Raw genomic sequence first — 16,192 nt, 5'->3', positions numbered from 1 at the left:
AATTGGTGTCAGTATGAATAATTTCTTGGTATGGTTAGGTTTTTTTGCACTGACACACCCTACTAACTGAGGTGTGGGAGTATGTCACCGGAGTAAAGTCAGAGTCAACCTCGTTTGACCAGAATTTTCCGCATCTAAGGTTAAGTTACCACGATGGGCGCGGGCAATTTCACGGGACAGGCTGAGTCCTAGCCCGATGCCTTCTACTTTGCGTGTGCGGGCGGGATCACCACGATAGAAACGCTCAAACAGGCGATCGCGATCGCTTGGGGGAATGTCTGGGGATGAGTTGGTAATGGTGATGTGGATGGTAGTTGGTGTTTGATGAGCGTGAATTTTGAGCCAACCTTGGGGGAGATTGTATTTGATTGCATTACTCAACAGATTTTGCAACACTTGGATGAGTAGATCGCGATCGCCTTTTACCCGCAATTTCTCAGGAATCTCGATGTGTACACTCAAGTGGGGGGCGAGTAATTCCACATCCTCAACCATCTCCATTAATAACTCAGACATATCTACTTCCACTAGATACAAACTCATTTGTCCTGCATCGGCTAAGGACAACAGCAAGAGTTTACGCATAATTCCACTCAAGCGGCGGACTTCATCTAATAAATTACTTAAACGCTGTTGTACTTCTGAGCCGGGTTCTACCTGTTGTAGTGTGCGTTCCAGTTCACCTTGGAGAATTGTTAGGGGGGTTTTCAGTTCGTGAGCTGCATCAGCACTGAAGCGAGAGGCTTGGGTAAAACTGCTTTCCAGGCGTTGCAACATTTGGTTAAACACCTGAATTAGTTCCACAAATTCAACATCCGTCGTACCGATGGGAATGCGCTGATCTAGACCTTTGGCGCTCACCTGTTGAATTACAGCCGTTAATTGCCGAACCGGACGCAATGCGCTACCCGATACTAACCAAGCTCCAGAGGTAACTAGTAGCAAGGCGATGGGAATGGAAACAAGATATATATTGCGAATGGCTGCCATCTCTTGATTGACGGTTTGCAGACTGACAGCGATCGCAACCTGAGAACGGGGAAATTTAGTTGCACCAATTCGCCAAGCGCCGCTTGCTGTCTGTTGGGTGACAAATTGCGGTGGACGTGGGGGGCGCAAGGGAAGATTGGGTAAAGGCCGGGGGGGTTGTGGTTGATGCGCTAACTGGAGATTCTGAAGCAACAGGCGACGTAAGTCAGAGTCAGGAGAAGTTTGTGGGGATTCATAAAGTTGGTTGCCTTCTGCATCCAGTACCAACAGTACAATAGGTGTTTTTGCATTTCCACCAAAGGCGGAAGATAATAATTCTTCGTAACGCTGCCAAGGCTCTGGCATAGGTGGACGAAAATTTTCCCTAGTGAAAAATGTAGGGGGTTCTCTGGGTGGAAGTAAGTTTGGTGCTGCCCGCATCAGTTGATTTAACAGTTCTGCATCCAGGCGACTGAGTTTAGCATCGTAAATTTGCAACCAAGAGACTGCACTAAATCCTACTAGTGTAGTGCCAGCCAAAGCGGCAGATAACAGAGCAATTCGCAACCGAAAGGAAGGTAGTTTCATATTGGCTGACGGAAGCGATAACCCACGCCGCGAATACTTTCAATCCAGCCTGCTTCATCAACAGGGTCAATTTTTTTGCGAATTCGCTGAATACAAACATCTACGACGTTGGTATTAGGGTTAAAGTCGTAGCCCCAAACGTGTTCTAGGATTTGGGTACGGGTAAAAACACGCCCAGGCGATCGCATTAAATACTCTAAAAGATTAAATTCCCGGCTGGTGAGTTCGATCACTCGTTGATTGCAAGTCACTTCTCTGGTGATGCGATCAAGCTTGAGTGTCCCTATCACCAATAAATTTTGGCGATCGCCTATACTCCGACGCACCACAGCATGAATCCGCGCCACCAATTCCTCAACAAAAAATGGTTTGGCAATGTAATCATCAGCACCCAAATTCAAACCCGCCAGGCGATCGTCTAACTCATTCCGAGCTGTCAACAAAATCACCGGTGCATTCCGTCCCTTCTGCCGCAGTTGTTTGAGAATCGAGAGTCCATCTTTACCCGGAACCATGATATCCAGGATGATGGCATCATATTCGTTGTCTAATGCCCGCAGATATCCTTCATCACCGTTGTCGCAATAGTCTACGACAAATCCCTGTTCCTTCAGTCCAGCTTGGACGAAGTTAGCAATTTTTGCTTCGTCTTCGACAAAGAGAACGTTCACAAACTTTCATCACTTACTTATTAGTCCATTCTAAATTCGTTGTCGTGTCATGAAAATTACAAAACTGTAATTTAAAACCAGAGTGATCTGTAATTTTGGGTGGTTTAAATCAGAAATATCAACAGCCCATCATTTGGATATCAGTCATGAAAGTTCGTAACATCTTATTCGCCACAGCAATTCCTGTTTTAGTTGGTTTTATTTCCTTACATCAAGTAAACGCCGAAGTCCAACAAATCGCCCAAGCTTCAGAACCACCATCAGGACAACGCCCACCCCGCCCTGATTTCAAAGCGGCGGCGACAAAGTTGGGGGTGACAGAACAGCAGTTAAAAGATGCTTTGGGTGTGCCTGCCAATCCTCCTGGCGAAGGCCAGCGTCCACCCCGTCCTGATTTTAAAGCGGCGGCGGCAAAGTTGGGTGTGACAGAACAGCAGTTAAAAGATGCTTTGGGTGTGCCTGCCAAGCCTCCCGGTGAAGGCCAGCGTCCACCCCGTCCTGATTTTAAAGCGGCGGCGGCAAAGTTGGGTGTGACAGAACAGCAGTTAAAAGATGCTTTGGGTGTGCCTGCCAAGCCTCCCGGTGAAGGCCAGCGTCCACCCCGTCCTGATTTTAAAGCGGCGGCGGCAAAGTTGGGTGTGACAGAACAGCAGTTAAAAGATGCTTTGGGTGTGCCTGCTCATCCACCAGAAGGAAATCGTCCTGATACAACAAGATAGATCCAGTTGGTCTATGCCCTGCTGTGAGTGGTATATTAGGCTGGGATTAAAGCTTTAACTTGACCGAAACGGCGATCGCGTTTTTGGTAACTCAACAAAGCCTGATGAAATGCTGCTCTGTCAAAATCAGGCCACAGAATATCTGTGAAATACATCTCTGTATATGCCATTTGCCATAACAGAAAGTTACTTAATCGCATTTCGCCGCTAGTCCGAATCAATAAATCTGGTGGTTGAGTATCTACAGTGTAGAGGTGTTGTTCTACAATGTCTTCATTAACTGCATCTGCGCTGAGTTTGCCTTGTTGCACCAGTTCCGCCACTTGACGACAGGCTCTAGTAATTTCGTTGCGACTGCCATAGTTAACTGCAACCGTAAAGTGAATTGCTTGATTATTTAATGTCTCTGTCATTGAGCGTTCCATTTCTGTTTGCAGAGACTTGGGTAATGCTGACAAATCGCCAATGAAGGATATTCTTACACCTTCTCGGTGCATCTGGGATAATTCCCGGCGCAGTAATCGCTCAAACAACAGCATCAGAAAATCTACTTCTTCGATGGGACGCTGCCAATTTTCCGTAGAGAAGGCGTAGGCGGTGAGGGCTTTGATTCCCCAATCTTTACAGCAGCGCAAGAGTTCTTTGAGAGTTCTTGCGCCTTGGCGATGTCCGGCTATGCGCGGTAATCCTTGCCTGGTTGCCCATCTGCCGTTACCATCCATGATGACGGCTATGTGTTGGGGGATTTTTTGGGGGTCTAAGTCTGGGGGGATCATGTTGGTTTTGATGAGGGGATTTGGGGGAAGTTCACGCAGAGGCGCAGCGAAAAGTCGGAGCGCCGGCTTCCGGCGATCTGAACTTTTCAAGACAGAGACGCAGAGGAGAGGGGAAGGAGAGTATAGAGGGGTTATCAATTACTTAGTAGGTTGTTGAGATACTGGGGGGTAAGGGTGTTGTGCCATGTCCAGAGGCGGCGCATGGTTTGGGTGGATGTGTAGATGAGGGTGGCTTTGTTGGTGAGTGTCCAGGCGTTCCAGTTGAGTGTATTCATCATGCGGCGTAGGGTTCGCATGAGATTGTTACGTTGATAGGTTTGGGAACGGGTTTTGATGAGGGTGTGTCCTACACGGATGAGTCCTGTGTCGGGGAAAGCCCAAACTCCAAAGCCCCAGAATTTGGTCATGTGGTTGATTTCGTCTTTTGTGAGTTCTTCGAGAACGTCTTGGAGTGCGCCTGTTGTGTGCGCCATCAGCCACAGGTAAAGGCAGGTTGCACCGTATTCTGTGGCTACGCGGTGTAAGCCGTGGCGATAGAGGTCTTCTTGGGGGTCATTTGTGGGGAGGTAGCCTCTGATTGTGCGATGTTTGGGGGTGATTTTCTCCCCTGTTAATTGGGTGTAGATTTTGATTAATGCGGGTGTGTGTTGACGTTCTTCTTTTTCCCATAAACCAAGTTCTTGGAGTTCGCCATCTCCATCGACTGTTCCACCCACAAACCGCGCCATTTGGGGATGTAACTTTTCTAAATATTGCCGACTGGTTTGGGTATAGCCTCGAATGGGGGCTTCTGTGTCCATTGCACCTATCAGTATAGATAAAAATACTTCTGGTTCTATACCGATAATTTGGTTGCGGTTAATGGCTTGCCAGTCAATTGGTTTCCAAGGACGCGCTTGGGGATTGGCAAATTGTATCGGTAAATCTTGCAGGCGATCGCGTAGTATTTCGACTGCAATATATTTATCTATGAGGGAGCGAATACGGCTCTGTGTTTGCCAGTAGTGAGGATGAGCATAGCTTTGTGCCGCCGATGCTTCTAGTTGTGGGCTGGTGGTATCAAGCATAATTTTTATACTATGACTTCTATGCCCAATAGCCTAAGCGATCGCACTTTCTTTTGTCAGTCGGCTGAAGTCGGCAGTTTTATTTTATTTCAGTGGCAAAAGTCGGGTAAAAAATCGGATGTTTTAATATGTACCTAACAACGACAGCACTTTTTTCTTTAATATCTCAATTAAAGCTGGTTCCATATACTCAAATTCATCTGGTATATCTAAACATACGACTCTTTTATTTTTGAGGAAAGGCTGGAAATTTTGGGCTAATTTCCGTTTATGTATCTGCTCCATGACAAAAATAATATCAGCCCATTCGATAGCTTCTGAGGAAACTGGAACCTCTGCATAATGGTCTAAACCCGCCGAATCCGTTTCTAATCCTTCATATTCGGCAAATACAACCTCAGCAGTGGGACTACGCAATCTATTTTGACTACAAATAAATAAAATTTTTTTCATAATTATAAAGTCAGAAAATTCGAGGAAAAAGTTGCATTCATCGAATTTTATCCGAAATTTTAGATGAGAAATGCTTCAAAACAGGTGTGCGATATACTCTATGTAAACATTTCCTGGTAATGGTGATGAAGAATTTAGATATCGAGCTAGATGAAGAATATGCTGAAAAGCTGGCTTATATTCAACAGGAGGCAGAGCAAGATACAGTAGAAGCAATCAAGTCTTCTATTGATCTGCGCTATCAACAACTCCATCAACAAAAAACCAATCCTTTAGCTAAACTCAAGCAAAGTAAATTTATTGGCTGTTTTCAAGGAGAAGCTGACTTGGCTGCTAATTCTGAAGCTATTGTGCGATCAGCCATACAGGAAAATTATGATCATCGCGGATACTAGCTTTTTCGTAGCATTGGGGAACCAAAATGATCAGGCTCATCAACTAGCTGTACAAGTTTTGAATAGCCTCAATGAAGTACTAATTACTACTTATCCTGTCATTACCGAAACTTGTTATCTTCTTGCTAGAGGGGGTGGTAATAATGCTCAATTGATTTTTTTGAGAGAGGTTGCGGAGGAAGCAATAAAAAAGTCGGGGAAAAAGTCGGATTCATCGAATCTTCTCCGAAAGATGGGGCAGAAGAATTGTAGATTAATCTATAGTTCTCAAATCAAATATCAAATAAAAACTTTGAAATCCATGCTAAATGTGGCTTTCTTGATTTTGAATTTTGAATTTTGAATTTTGAATTTTGAATTTGTATAACTACCCTCGTCATTGCATAATAATGGACGCTGAAGCAGCATTAGCATGGTTAGACACCATAATTCCTGCTCAGACCGGGGAACGGTTGAGCGATTTGCAAAAAGTTATTGTTGTGCAGGTTTGGTTGGGTAGGAAATATTTGGATATTGCCCGTGCTTATGGTTGTACGGAAGGACACGCTAAGGATGCTGGCTCACATTTATGGAAACTGCTTTCTCAAGTACTGCGGGAGAGGATTACCAAGAGTAATTGTCGCGCTACCTTGGAACGGGTGCTGAGAAAAACTACGTCTATATCAGGTCTAATTGATTACCCAAAATTAAACCAACAACCTACACCTAAATTAGAGGATAGCAATTTTTTGGGTAGGGAGGAAGCGATCGCTCACCTAAATTCTCTGGTGAATCAAGGCTCAAAGGTGATTGTTATCCAGGGTGAGGGGGGTTTAGGGAAAACTACTCTCGCCCAACAATATCTGCAAACTCAGGGTTTTGAGTTGGTTTTAGAATTGCTGATGGCGAAGGAAACCCAAAACATCACCCCGGCGGAACGGGTGGTGGAGGAATGGCTGAAACAAGATTTTGGGGAAGAACCAGGGGTGGAGTTTGGGGTGACGTTGGGACGACTCAAGCGCCAACTCCACAATCGGCGGATTGGGGTGTTAATTGATAATCTGGAACCTGCATTAGATCAACAAGGTGGGTTGATTCCGCTTCACCGCAATTATGTAGAATTGTTGCGGATTTTGGCTGATGTTAGGGTGCAGTCGGTAACGTTGATTACTAGCCGCGATCGCCTATGTGAACCTGGGTTAAATGTGCATCATTATCGGCTTCCAGGTTTGGATCAAAGCACATGGCAAAAGTTTTTTAGTAACCGTGGATTAACTATCAACTTGCCTACCTTGCAACAAATACATCATACCTACGGCGGTAATGCCAAAGCAATGGGGATTCTCTGCGGGGCGATGCAGGAAGATTTCGGCGGGGATATGGCGCTTTATTGGCAAGAAAATCATGGTGATCCTTTAGCCGCAACTGACTTAAAGAATTTAGCGGTGAGTCAAATTAATCGTTTGCAAGCCCTTGATCCCCAAGCCTATCGCCTACTGTGCCGTTTGGGATGTTATCGTTACCAAGATATACCCACCATTCCCTCATCAGGACTGTTTTCTTTACTTTGGGATGTTCCCGCGTCTGAACATCGTCAACTTATTGCTTCCCTGAGAAATCGCTCTTTAGTGGAGTGTCATCAAGGGGAATATTGGCTACATCCGGTAATTCGCGCCGAGGCGATCGCGCGTTTACGTACTAGTGATGAGTGGGAAATAACCAATCACAAAGTTGCTGAATTTTGGACGGCTAGTGTTCCCAGAATCACCATATTTCAAGATGCTTTGCAAGCGCTAGAAGCATATTATCACTATATAGAAATTAACAAATTCGAGTTAGCAGGTAAGGTAATTCTCAAGAGTCGCAATAATCAATGGCAGCAGTTTTTGCCCTTGGGAAGTACACTGTATCGGATGGGTTTAATTCAGCCAATCATGACTGCTATCAATCAAGTCGTCAAGAATATTGGGCATGACCAAGACTTAAGTGAACTGTATAATATATTAGGTGATTTGTATTGGATTACAGGTGATATTATTCAAGCGATCGCCTGTCAGGAAAAAACCATCAATTTGGCAACACAAGCCCTGAAATCACTCGTACCGCAACCAGAGAATAAACATAAAGTCTACTATTTGAGAATGTTAGAAGTAGACTCTCTCTTAAGCGTTGGTCTTTATAAAATAGATTTGTGGGAACTAGAAGAGGCTGCCAAATTATTTCAACAAGTAATTTACCTAGCCCAAAATACAGACCATCATCGCTGGGCAGAAAAAGCTTCTGTATGTTTAGCTTTAGTAAATTCATACTTAGGCTTATGTGATGCTGCTTATTTATTAGCAGATGTAGCTTATCAAAACATTAAAAAAGAAGAAATAATAGAGACGGGAAGATTCGCTTATTTTATTCAAATCTTAGGTCAAACCTATGTTAATTTAGGAGAATTTACCAAAGCAAAGGAAATGTTTCATCAAGCGTTGACCTTTGCGGAAGAAAGCCATTATATGCAGGTAAAAGCAAAAACCCTGAATGGATTAGCAGAAATTCATCGCCAACAAGCAGATTATCCATTAGCCCTGGCTTATCATACAGAAGCAATCGAACTTTTAGATAAAATCGGTGCTAAATGTGACCTAGCCGAAACCTACTTTCAAATAGGTTTAACCTATCAAAAAATGGCAAAGTCTGATGCCAGCCAAAAGTATTTTTCTCAAGCAACACATTTATTTACAGAAATTAAAGCTCCTAATCAAGTTGCCAAAATTTCCAGAACTGCCAGTTTTTAGACCACCACTTCCCCTAAACCCACCTTTTAAGCTAAAGTCCACGTCCTGGCTGGCAATCTGCGAAACCTAATGCTTCTGTGTCCAGAAAACTGGCGATCGCCATTTCGATGACTGCTTCAATAGGATACTCGATTTCTGTGGCATGAGCAATGAGAGCATCTCGAATTCGCTCAGGTAGACGCTCTAAAATGACTTCGGCATCAACGGCAGAAAGTTGCTCGTGAAGTTTGGTTGCCATAGCTTCACCTTTGGGTTGGAATGTGGACATTATAAGGCGGTTCAGTAGCTCTCAGGATGATGGCTTCTAACTCCAATAGTAACCCAGGGTTCTCCCAGTAAGAAATTTCTTGCCAGGCAATCCGCACATCTTTATCTTGATACTGATCAAGCCACGCCCAGAGAAAAGCCTTGTGTCCACCACTGAAACGTCCCCGCAAACTCTTTGTTTTACCGATGTAGAGCAACCCATCATTTTTGTGCCTGATTGCATAGATACCGGGACGAGGAGGAATATCGTTAAATTCACGGTTTAATGGCTGGCATTGTTCAAACGGAGTAAAGGCGATTACATCTAGGATTCTCCGAGCTTGAGCTTGCAGTTCAGAGTCTTTCGTTGCCATGAAAACAAAGAGGCTAATTACACAGGATTTATGTTCCCACAAATTTTGTCCCAGCCTAAATATTGAGCGCCATCATTCAATTGAACATGAACAAATATTGATAACAAAATTTGCTGAACTTTAAGATTCATGTAATTTGCCAAGCCTGGAGTTGTTTCCAGTACAACCTGAATCATAATCAGGAAGTAGTTTTGAGCGAATCGCCACACCTAAAGACCCCGAAACACCCCACTTCATGGCGGCTACAAGTTTTGGGAAAATCAGCATCAACTAACTAATCAAGCACTTATAGTCCCGTTTTGATCATTATTCAAGTTTACAAGGGAGTAAAACATAATGAAATTGGCTTACTGGATGTATGCAGGCCCCGCCCACATTGGCACTTTGCGAGTCGCAACTTCATTTAAAAACGTCCATGCTATTATGCACGCGCCCCTGGGTGATGACTACTTTAACGTTATGCGCTCAATGCTATCGCGGGAGCGGGACTTCACACCAGTAACAACCAGCGTGGTTGACCGTCATGTTTTAGCCCGTGGTTCCCAAGAAAAGGTGGTAGATAATATTACCCGCAAAGATGCAGAAGAACACCCAGATTTAATTGTCTTAACTCCCACCTGTACTTCCAGTATTCTCCAAGAAGACCTAGAAAACTTCGTCGAACGCGCCCAGTTGGAGGCGAAAGGGGACGTGTTGCTGGCGGATGTGAACCACTATCGGGTGAACGAACTGCAAGCAGGCGATCGCACTCTCCACCAAATTGTTCAATACTATATTGAGAAAGCCCGCAAAAAAGGCGAACTCCCAGAAGGTAAAACCGCTAAGCCCTCAGTTAACATTATCGGCATTTCAACCCTGGGTTTCCACAATAACCACGACTGCACCGAACTCAAAAGGCTGATGGCTGATTTGGGAATTGAGGTCAACGCAGTCATTCCTGAAGGCGCTTCTGTCCACGAATTGAAGAATTTACCCAGAGCTTGGTTTAACCTTGTTCCTTACCGGGAATTGGGTTTAATGACAGCTAGTTACTTGGAAGCAGAATTTGGCACACCTTGTATAGATATTGTGCCAATGGGTGTAGTAGAAACTGCCCGTTGTATCCGTAAGATTCAGGAAGTGATTAACGCTCAAGGTGCTGATGTTAATTACGAAGACTATATCAACGAGCAAACCTTGTATGTATCCCAAGCTGCTTGGTTCTCCCGTTCCATCGACTGCCAAAACCTGACTGGTAAAAAAGCCGTAGTCTTTGGCGACAACACCCACGCCGCCGCCTTGACAAAGATTTTGTCACGAGAAATGGGGATTCACGTTGTTTGGGCAGGAACCTACTGCAAGTATGATGCTGATTGGTTCCGCGAACAGGTAAGCGAGTATTGCGATGAAGTGCTGATTACTGAAGATCATGGCGAAATTGGGGATGCGATCGCCCGTGTTGAACCCTCCGCCATCTTCGGTACACAAATGGAACGCCATGTTGGTAAGCGTTTAGATATTCCTTGTGGTGTGATTGCTGCACCCATTCACGTACAAAACTTCCCCATCGGTTACAAACCATTCTTGGGTTATGAAGGAACCAATCAAATTACAGATTTAATCTATAATTCCTTCACTTTAGGTATGGAAGACCACCTATTAGAAATATTTGGTGGACATGATACCAAGGAAGTAATTACTAAAGGTATTTCTGCTGAATCTGACCTGAGTTGGACAAAAGACGGCTTGGCAGAATTGAACAAGATTCCTGGGTTTGTGCGCGGAAAAGTCAAGCGCAATACCGAAAAATTCGCACGCGATCGCGGCTTCAAAGATATCTCAGCCGAGGTGTTATACGCAGCCAAGGAAGCAGTAGGAGCATAAACAAGTGCTGAGTAATGAGTGAATACTCATATTAGCGAAGTGTACTGAGAGCGGATAGGGCGCAGGGAGACATTATTTCTTAATTTTGAATTTTGTTGGCTTAGCCTTCTCTATGAGACGCTACGCGTTGGCGGTTAGCCTCTCATAAGAGATGCCGTAGGCTATTTTGAATTTTGAATTGATCACCTCCTTGTCCCTACCCATAGCTAGATGCAAACAATCTATATTTATCATTAGTTATATTTTGTATGTGAATTTTCTCTATATCTTGAGAGATATTGCTTTGTTAGTTGAAAAAACTCATACTCAATAAGACTTATGGAGTGCATACTACAAGATATATATTAATTGCGAGTTGTTTGCCAAATGTCAAAAGTGGATCAAGTCAACTATGAACTTGCTGATGAAGTAACAGCTTTACGACAACGTATAGCTGAATTAGAACAACTAGAAAGACAGTATCAGCTTAAGCAAATAGAACTTGAACGGCACATAGAAGATTTGCAAGCGAAACTAAGAACATTACACGCAGCCAATGTTGACATCGACAGCCATCTAGAACCTGTTACTTTGCAGCGACTCCAGCAAGAAATTTCTCAAAGACAAGAGGTAGACGCAGCTTTAACGGAAAGTGAAGAAAGATGGAAACTGGCTTTAGATGCTGCCAATTTGGGTTTTTGGGATTGGAATGTCCTGACTGAAAAAGTGGTCTGGTCAGAAAATCATGAGCTGCTATTTGGTTTAGTTCCGGGTAGTTTTGATGGTGCTTATGAGACGTTTTTGTCTTGTGTTCATCCCGAAGATAGGGAATCAGTCATGGGGGTTGTTAGTGCTTGCTTAGAAAACAAGACCGATTACTATGATGAATTTCGTATTGTTTGGCCGGAACAAAGCATACATTGGATTGCAGCTAAAGGTAGATTTTTCTATAACGAGCAAGAGCAGCCAGTACGAATGATTGGGGTTTGCATGGATATTACCGAAAGCAAACGCTCAGAAGAAAATACTCGACAATTAGCAACCCAAGTTCAGGAACAAGCAAATATCTTAAATGCCATCCTCGCTACATCTGTTGATCATATTTATATTCTAAATCGCACCGGACACTATCAGTATGTCAGTTATGGTGGTGCTGCTGTTTTGGGTCTTCATCCACAACAGATGATTGGTAAAACTGTGCGAGAAATTAATTTACCTCAAGAATTAATAGACAAGATAAATGGTCAATTTCTAGCGGTCATGAAAGCTGGAGAACCCATCAAAGACGAATGTGAATATGTAGCGGAAGATGGTACGCATTATTATGAATATATTTTGACACCGTTACGCAACGTTGACCACCGTATTGAAGGTGTGATTACAGTCTCGCGCGATATGACCGAACACAAACGCGCTGAACAATCTATCCGCAATAGTGAAGCCAGATTCCGCCGTTTGTTTGAGTCTAACTTGATTGGCGTAGCTTTTTGGAATGTGGATGGTTTTATTACCGATGCTAATGATGCTTATTTACAAATAGTTGGCTACACCCGCGAAGAATTTGACACCTTAGGTAAAATCAGTTGGCGAGAACTCACCCCTCCAGATTATGAACATTTGGACACCCGCGCGATCGCTGAAGTTAAAACCAACGGTATTTCTCGCATTTACGAAAAGCAATACATTCAACGTAATGGTAGACGGGTGTCGATTGTGCTGGGAATAGCTTTACTGGATGACTCTGATGAGCAAGGTGTGGCTTTTGTCCTAGATATTAGCGAACGCAAGTTGGCAGAACAACAACGCGATCGCCTATTATGTGCTGAGAGAATAGCCCGTAAAGATGCAGAAATCGCTAACCGCATCAAAGATGAGTTTTTGGCGGTTCTCTCCCACGAACTACGTACCCCCCTCAACCCCATTTTAGGCTGGTCAAAATTACTGCGTTCTCGTCAGTTTGATGCTGCAACTACAGACCGTGCTTTAGAAACTATTGAACGCAACGCTACACTACAAACGCAGTTAATTGAAGATTTATTAGATGTCTCACGTATCCTTCAAGGAAAATTAAGCCTCAATGTTTGTCCTGTAAGTTTGCCAATTGTCATTGGAGCAGCAATTGATACTGTGCGGCTAGCAGCAGAAGCAAAAGAAATTAAAATTCAAAATGTCTTTGACCCTGAATTGGGTGAAGTTATGGGTGATGCCAATCGTCTACAACAAGTAGTCTGGAATCTGCTCTCTAACGCAGTTAAATTTACATCACCTGGTGGTACAGTAGAAATCCATCTCAAAGCCGTTAATGATCAAGCACAAATTCAAGTAATTGACACGGGTAAAGGAATTACACCAGAGTTTTTACCTTATGTGTTCGATTACTTCCGTCAGGCTGATGGCACGACGACACGCAAATTTGGTGGCTTAGGTTTAGGACTAGCAATTGTGCGTCAAGTCGTAGAACTGCATGGTGGTACAGTTCAGGCCACAAGTCCAGGGGAAGGATTAGGGGCTACTTTTACGGTTAATTTACCACTCTCACCCAAACATGAAGCAATGAACCATGAGGATAAAAATCCTGTATCAGCTAACTTTCAACCCGCCACTCTTTCAGGCGTGAGAGTTTTGATTGTAGATGATGAACCAGACATCCGCGACTTAGTTACCTTTATTCTGGAAGATTATGATGTAGAAGTTATCGCTGTCTCATCGGCACAAGAAGCCCTAGAAGCCCTATCCCAATCTTTACCAGATATTATAGTTAGTGATATTGGAATGCCAGATGTAGACGGTTATATGCTGATGCGTCAACTCAGACAACGATCGCCTCAAGAAGGAGGCAATATCCCCGCGATCGCCCTCACAGCCTACGCTGGAGAAATTAATCAGCAGCAAGCCCTAGCTGCCGGATTCCAACTACATATATCTAAGCCCGTAGATCCAGATGCGTTAATTGAGGCGATCGGTAATTTGGTCAATAGTCAATAGTCAATAGTCAATAGTCAATAGTCAAGGTCATAATTCCGATTTAGCTGGAAAACTGCACGACGTTAGCGATCGCCTATGCTCTACTGTAGCTCGTCGCCTCAATTATAGTAGGACTTATGGGGTAGATAAATACCTGCGTGAGTGCAACTTCTGGTTATGTATTATTCAAATGGGCGATATCAAAACACTAATTATTGACAATTACGACTCTTATACTTTTAATCTCTACCAGATGATTGCTGAAGTCAACGGGGAGTTGCCCCTTGTTATTCATAATGACAAATTAGATTGGTATGAATTAAAACAACTTGTTTTTGATAATATAGTCATTTCTCCTGGGCCCGGTCGTCCTGAAAACCTTAAAGATTTCGGTATTTGTCAACAGATACTACAACACTATTTAGATGTTCCTTTACTTGGTGTTTGTCTTGGTCATCAAGGAATTGGTCATTATTATGGTGGCAAGATAATTCACGCACCAGAACCTCAACATGGTCGATTGAGTCATGTCTATCACAGTGGTGGTGATTTATTCCAAGAAATTCCTACACCTTTCTCTGTTGTCCGCTATCATTCTTTGCTGGTTGCTGAAGAATTGCCCAGTTGTTTAGAAAAAGTAGCATGGACTGAAGACGGGTTGGTGATGGGGTTGCGTCATCGTCATTTACCATTGTGGGGGGTGCAGTTTCATCCAGAATCTATCTGTAGCGAGTATGGATATAAACTTCTGGAAAACTTCCAAGGTATTACTGAAGGATTCATCCGCCAAAATGGTAGACCTCGCCCCAAATTAGAAAGCAAAATTTTCTCTATTTCGACTAATTCACCTACTCCAGCGCCACCCCAAGAATTTACTGTTTGTAGCCAAAAACTAGATTATTACCCCGATACAGAACAGGCGTTCGTCCATCTTTTTGGTGAATATCCTCATGCTTTTTGGCTTGATAGTAGCCTTGTAGAACCAGGATTATCCCGTTTCTCTTTTATGGGAGGAAGCGGGGGGATAAACAGTTTACTCGTTTCTTACTGCACCCAATCTCAAGAACTGACGATTACACAATCGGGTGAAGTAACACGCACTCAAGAGAATATTTTTGATTATCTCAAACGAGAAATTAATCGTCGCCGTTGCCCATCTGATGAGCTACCCTTTGATTTCAATTGTGGTTTTGTGGGCTACTTTGGTTATGAACTGAAGGCAGAATCCGGGTCTGAGTTAGAACATCCCTCGTCATTTCCCGATGCTATCTTGCTTTTAAGCGATCGCCTGATTGCTTTTGACCACCAAGAGCAAACCACGTACTTAGTTTACCTCGCCCCTGTAGATCAAATAGCGTCAGCCAAAGACTGGTTTGAGCTAACCGAGAAACGTCTGCGGACACTTCCGCCTCTTCCTCCCCTTGTGCCAAGTACAACATCTCACCCTGTGACTTTTCGTTTAAGTCGGTCATACCAGACATACAAAGATGATATTTCTAGATGTCTCAAAGAAATTCGTGAGGGGGAAACTTACCAAGTCTGCCTGACTAATCGATTATGCACAGACACAACTGCTGATCCACTGGCATTTTATCGCCGATTACGCCAAGTTAATCCAGCTCCCTACTCTGCTTTTCTGCGCTTTGGTGAAATGGCGATCGCCTGTTCTTCCCCGGAGCGATTTCTGCAAATTGACCGTCAAGGCTGGGTAGAAACCAAGCCGATCAAGGGTACTGTACGCCGGGGAGAGACTCCCGAAGAAGATTTTTTACTCCGGGAAAGTTTGCGTAGCAGCGAAAAAGAGCGAGCCGAAAACTTGATGATTGTTGATTTATTACGCAACGATTTGGGGCGAGTTTGCCAAGTCGGGAGTATCCATGTTCCCAAATTAATGGATGTGGAAAGTTACGCGACAGTGCATCAACTTGTCAGCACTATCCGTGGTTTATTATCTCCCGACATGGATGCAACCGACTGCATTCGTATGGCATTTCCCGGCGGCTCCATGACGGGTGCGCCTAAACTGAGAACGATGGAGATTATTGATCAACTTGAGCAAGAGGCACGGGGAGTTTATTCAGGGGCGATCGGTTTTTTGGGTGTAAACGGTACAGCCGACTTGAATATTGTCATCCGTACCGCCGTACTGACACCAAATCAAACTTCTATTGGTATAGGGGGTGGGATTGTCGCCCTCTCCGATGTGGAAATGGAATTTCAGGAAACTATCCTCAAAGCTGATGCTTTAATTCAGGCGATGCTCTTAACTGTTCACGGAGAATATCATCCCAGTCTTTACCGTATTTTAGGAATGCCCACAGAGGTTTTCTGTTGAGACTAGATATAAGGGTTTTCACTGATTT

General features: G+C 43.8%; 14 protein-coding genes. 6 read left to right on the top strand and 8 right to left on the bottom strand.

Annotated elements, in window-relative coordinates:
* Positions 1–84 precede the first annotated feature (84 nt).
* Together H6G14_RS12170 and H6G14_RS12165 are read right to left on the bottom strand one after the other, a co-directional pair.
* Positions 85–1,557 (bottom strand): ATP-binding protein, encoded by a 1,473-nt coding sequence (locus H6G14_RS12170; RefSeq protein ID WP_190567660.1) that lies wholly within the window; start codon positions 1,555–1,557, stop codon positions 85–87.
* On the bottom strand, positions 1,554–2,228 hold the full coding sequence (locus H6G14_RS12165) for a winged helix-turn-helix domain-containing protein (RefSeq protein WP_190567659.1): 675 nt from the start codon (positions 2,226–2,228) through the stop codon (positions 1,554–1,556). The genes H6G14_RS12170 and H6G14_RS12165 overlap by 4 nt, the downstream gene beginning before the upstream one ends.
* A gap of 146 nt (positions 2,229–2,374) precedes the next feature.
* On the opposite strand from H6G14_RS12165, the gene H6G14_RS12160 reads away from it, so the two are divergent.
* Entirely contained in the window at positions 2,375–2,947 is a 573-nt protein-coding gene (locus tag H6G14_RS12160; protein ID WP_190567658.1) for a hypothetical protein, read from the top strand.
* Positions 2,948–2,982: 35 nt separating this feature from the next.
* Here the strand turns inward: H6G14_RS12160 and H6G14_RS12155 are convergent, their stop codons facing one another.
* The 3 genes from H6G14_RS12155 to H6G14_RS12145 all read right to left on the bottom strand — a co-directional run bounded on the left by H6G14_RS12155 (position 2,983) and on the right by H6G14_RS12145 (position 5,243).
* Positions 2,983–3,723 (bottom strand): isoprenyl transferase, encoded by a 741-nt coding sequence (locus H6G14_RS12155; RefSeq protein WP_190567712.1) that lies wholly within the window; start codon positions 3,721–3,723, stop codon positions 2,983–2,985.
* A 134-nt stretch (positions 3,724–3,857) separates the two neighbouring features.
* Entirely contained in the window at positions 3,858–4,790 is a 933-nt protein-coding gene (locus H6G14_RS12150; protein ID WP_190567657.1) for a ferritin-like domain-containing protein, read from the bottom strand.
* A gap of 123 nt (positions 4,791–4,913) precedes the next feature.
* The gene (locus H6G14_RS12145) at positions 4,914–5,243 is read right to left on the bottom strand and encodes a low molecular weight protein tyrosine phosphatase family protein (protein ID WP_190567656.1); all 330 of its coding nucleotides are present in this window, start codon (positions 5,241–5,243) and stop codon (positions 4,914–4,916) included.
* Between the two features lie 125 nt (positions 5,244–5,368).
* Here H6G14_RS12145 and H6G14_RS12140 point away from each other — a divergent pair, with 125 nt between their 5' ends.
* Positions 5,369–5,638, top strand: coding sequence for a hypothetical protein (locus H6G14_RS12140; protein WP_190567655.1), 270 nt, complete (start codon positions 5,369–5,371; stop codon positions 5,636–5,638).
* A 389-nt stretch (positions 5,639–6,027) separates the two neighbouring features.
* On the top strand, positions 6,028–8,403 hold the full coding sequence (locus H6G14_RS12135; RefSeq protein ID WP_190567654.1) for a tetratricopeptide repeat protein: 2,376 nt from the start codon (positions 6,028–6,030) through the stop codon (positions 8,401–8,403).
* Between the two features lie 31 nt (positions 8,404–8,434).
* Here H6G14_RS12135 and H6G14_RS12130 read toward each other — a convergent pair whose 3' ends face one another.
* From H6G14_RS12130 to H6G14_RS12120, 3 genes are all read right to left on the bottom strand, one after another.
* Complete coding sequence (locus H6G14_RS12130; protein WP_190567653.1) at positions 8,435–8,641, bottom strand: hypothetical protein; 207 nt, start codon at positions 8,639–8,641, stop codon at positions 8,435–8,437.
* A gap of 4 nt (positions 8,642–8,645) precedes the next feature.
* Positions 8,646–9,023 carry a GIY-YIG nuclease family protein gene (locus H6G14_RS12125; protein ID WP_190567652.1) on the bottom strand — a complete coding sequence of 126 codons (378 nt, stop codon included), beginning with the start codon at positions 9,021–9,023 and terminating at the stop codon, positions 8,646–8,648.
* 120 nt (positions 9,024–9,143) lie between these two features.
* Positions 9,144–9,290 carry a hypothetical protein gene (locus H6G14_RS12120; RefSeq protein WP_190567651.1) on the bottom strand — a complete coding sequence of 49 codons (147 nt, stop codon included), beginning with the start codon at positions 9,288–9,290 and terminating at the stop codon, positions 9,144–9,146.
* 69 nt (positions 9,291–9,359) lie between these two features.
* Between H6G14_RS12120 and bchB the strand changes: the two genes are divergently transcribed.
* The 3 genes from bchB (at position 9,360) to pabB (ending at position 16,164) form a co-directional block, all read left to right on the top strand.
* Positions 9,360–10,886 (top strand): ferredoxin:protochlorophyllide reductase (ATP-dependent) subunit B, encoded by a 1,527-nt coding sequence (gene bchB / locus H6G14_RS12115; RefSeq protein WP_190567650.1) that lies wholly within the window; start codon positions 9,360–9,362, stop codon positions 10,884–10,886.
* Positions 10,887–11,252: 366 nt separating this feature from the next.
* The gene (locus H6G14_RS12110; protein ID WP_190567649.1) at positions 11,253–13,850 is read left to right on the top strand and encodes a PAS domain-containing hybrid sensor histidine kinase/response regulator; all 2,598 of its coding nucleotides are present in this window, start codon (positions 11,253–11,255) and stop codon (positions 13,848–13,850) included.
* Positions 13,851–14,019: 169 nt separating this feature from the next.
* Positions 14,020–16,164 carry an aminodeoxychorismate synthase component I gene (gene pabB, locus H6G14_RS12105; RefSeq protein ID WP_190567648.1) on the top strand — a complete coding sequence of 715 codons (2,145 nt, stop codon included), beginning with the start codon at positions 14,020–14,022 and terminating at the stop codon, positions 16,162–16,164.
* Positions 16,165–16,192 lie beyond the last annotated feature (28 nt).

The sequence above is a fragment of the Nostoc parmelioides FACHB-3921 genome, assembly GCF_014696625.1.
Lineage (GTDB): Bacteria > Cyanobacteriota > Cyanobacteriia > Cyanobacteriales > Nostocaceae > Trichormus > Trichormus parmelioides.
The sequence above is the reverse complement of the archived record's forward strand: the minus strand, read 5'-3'. Positions and strand labels throughout refer to the sequence as shown.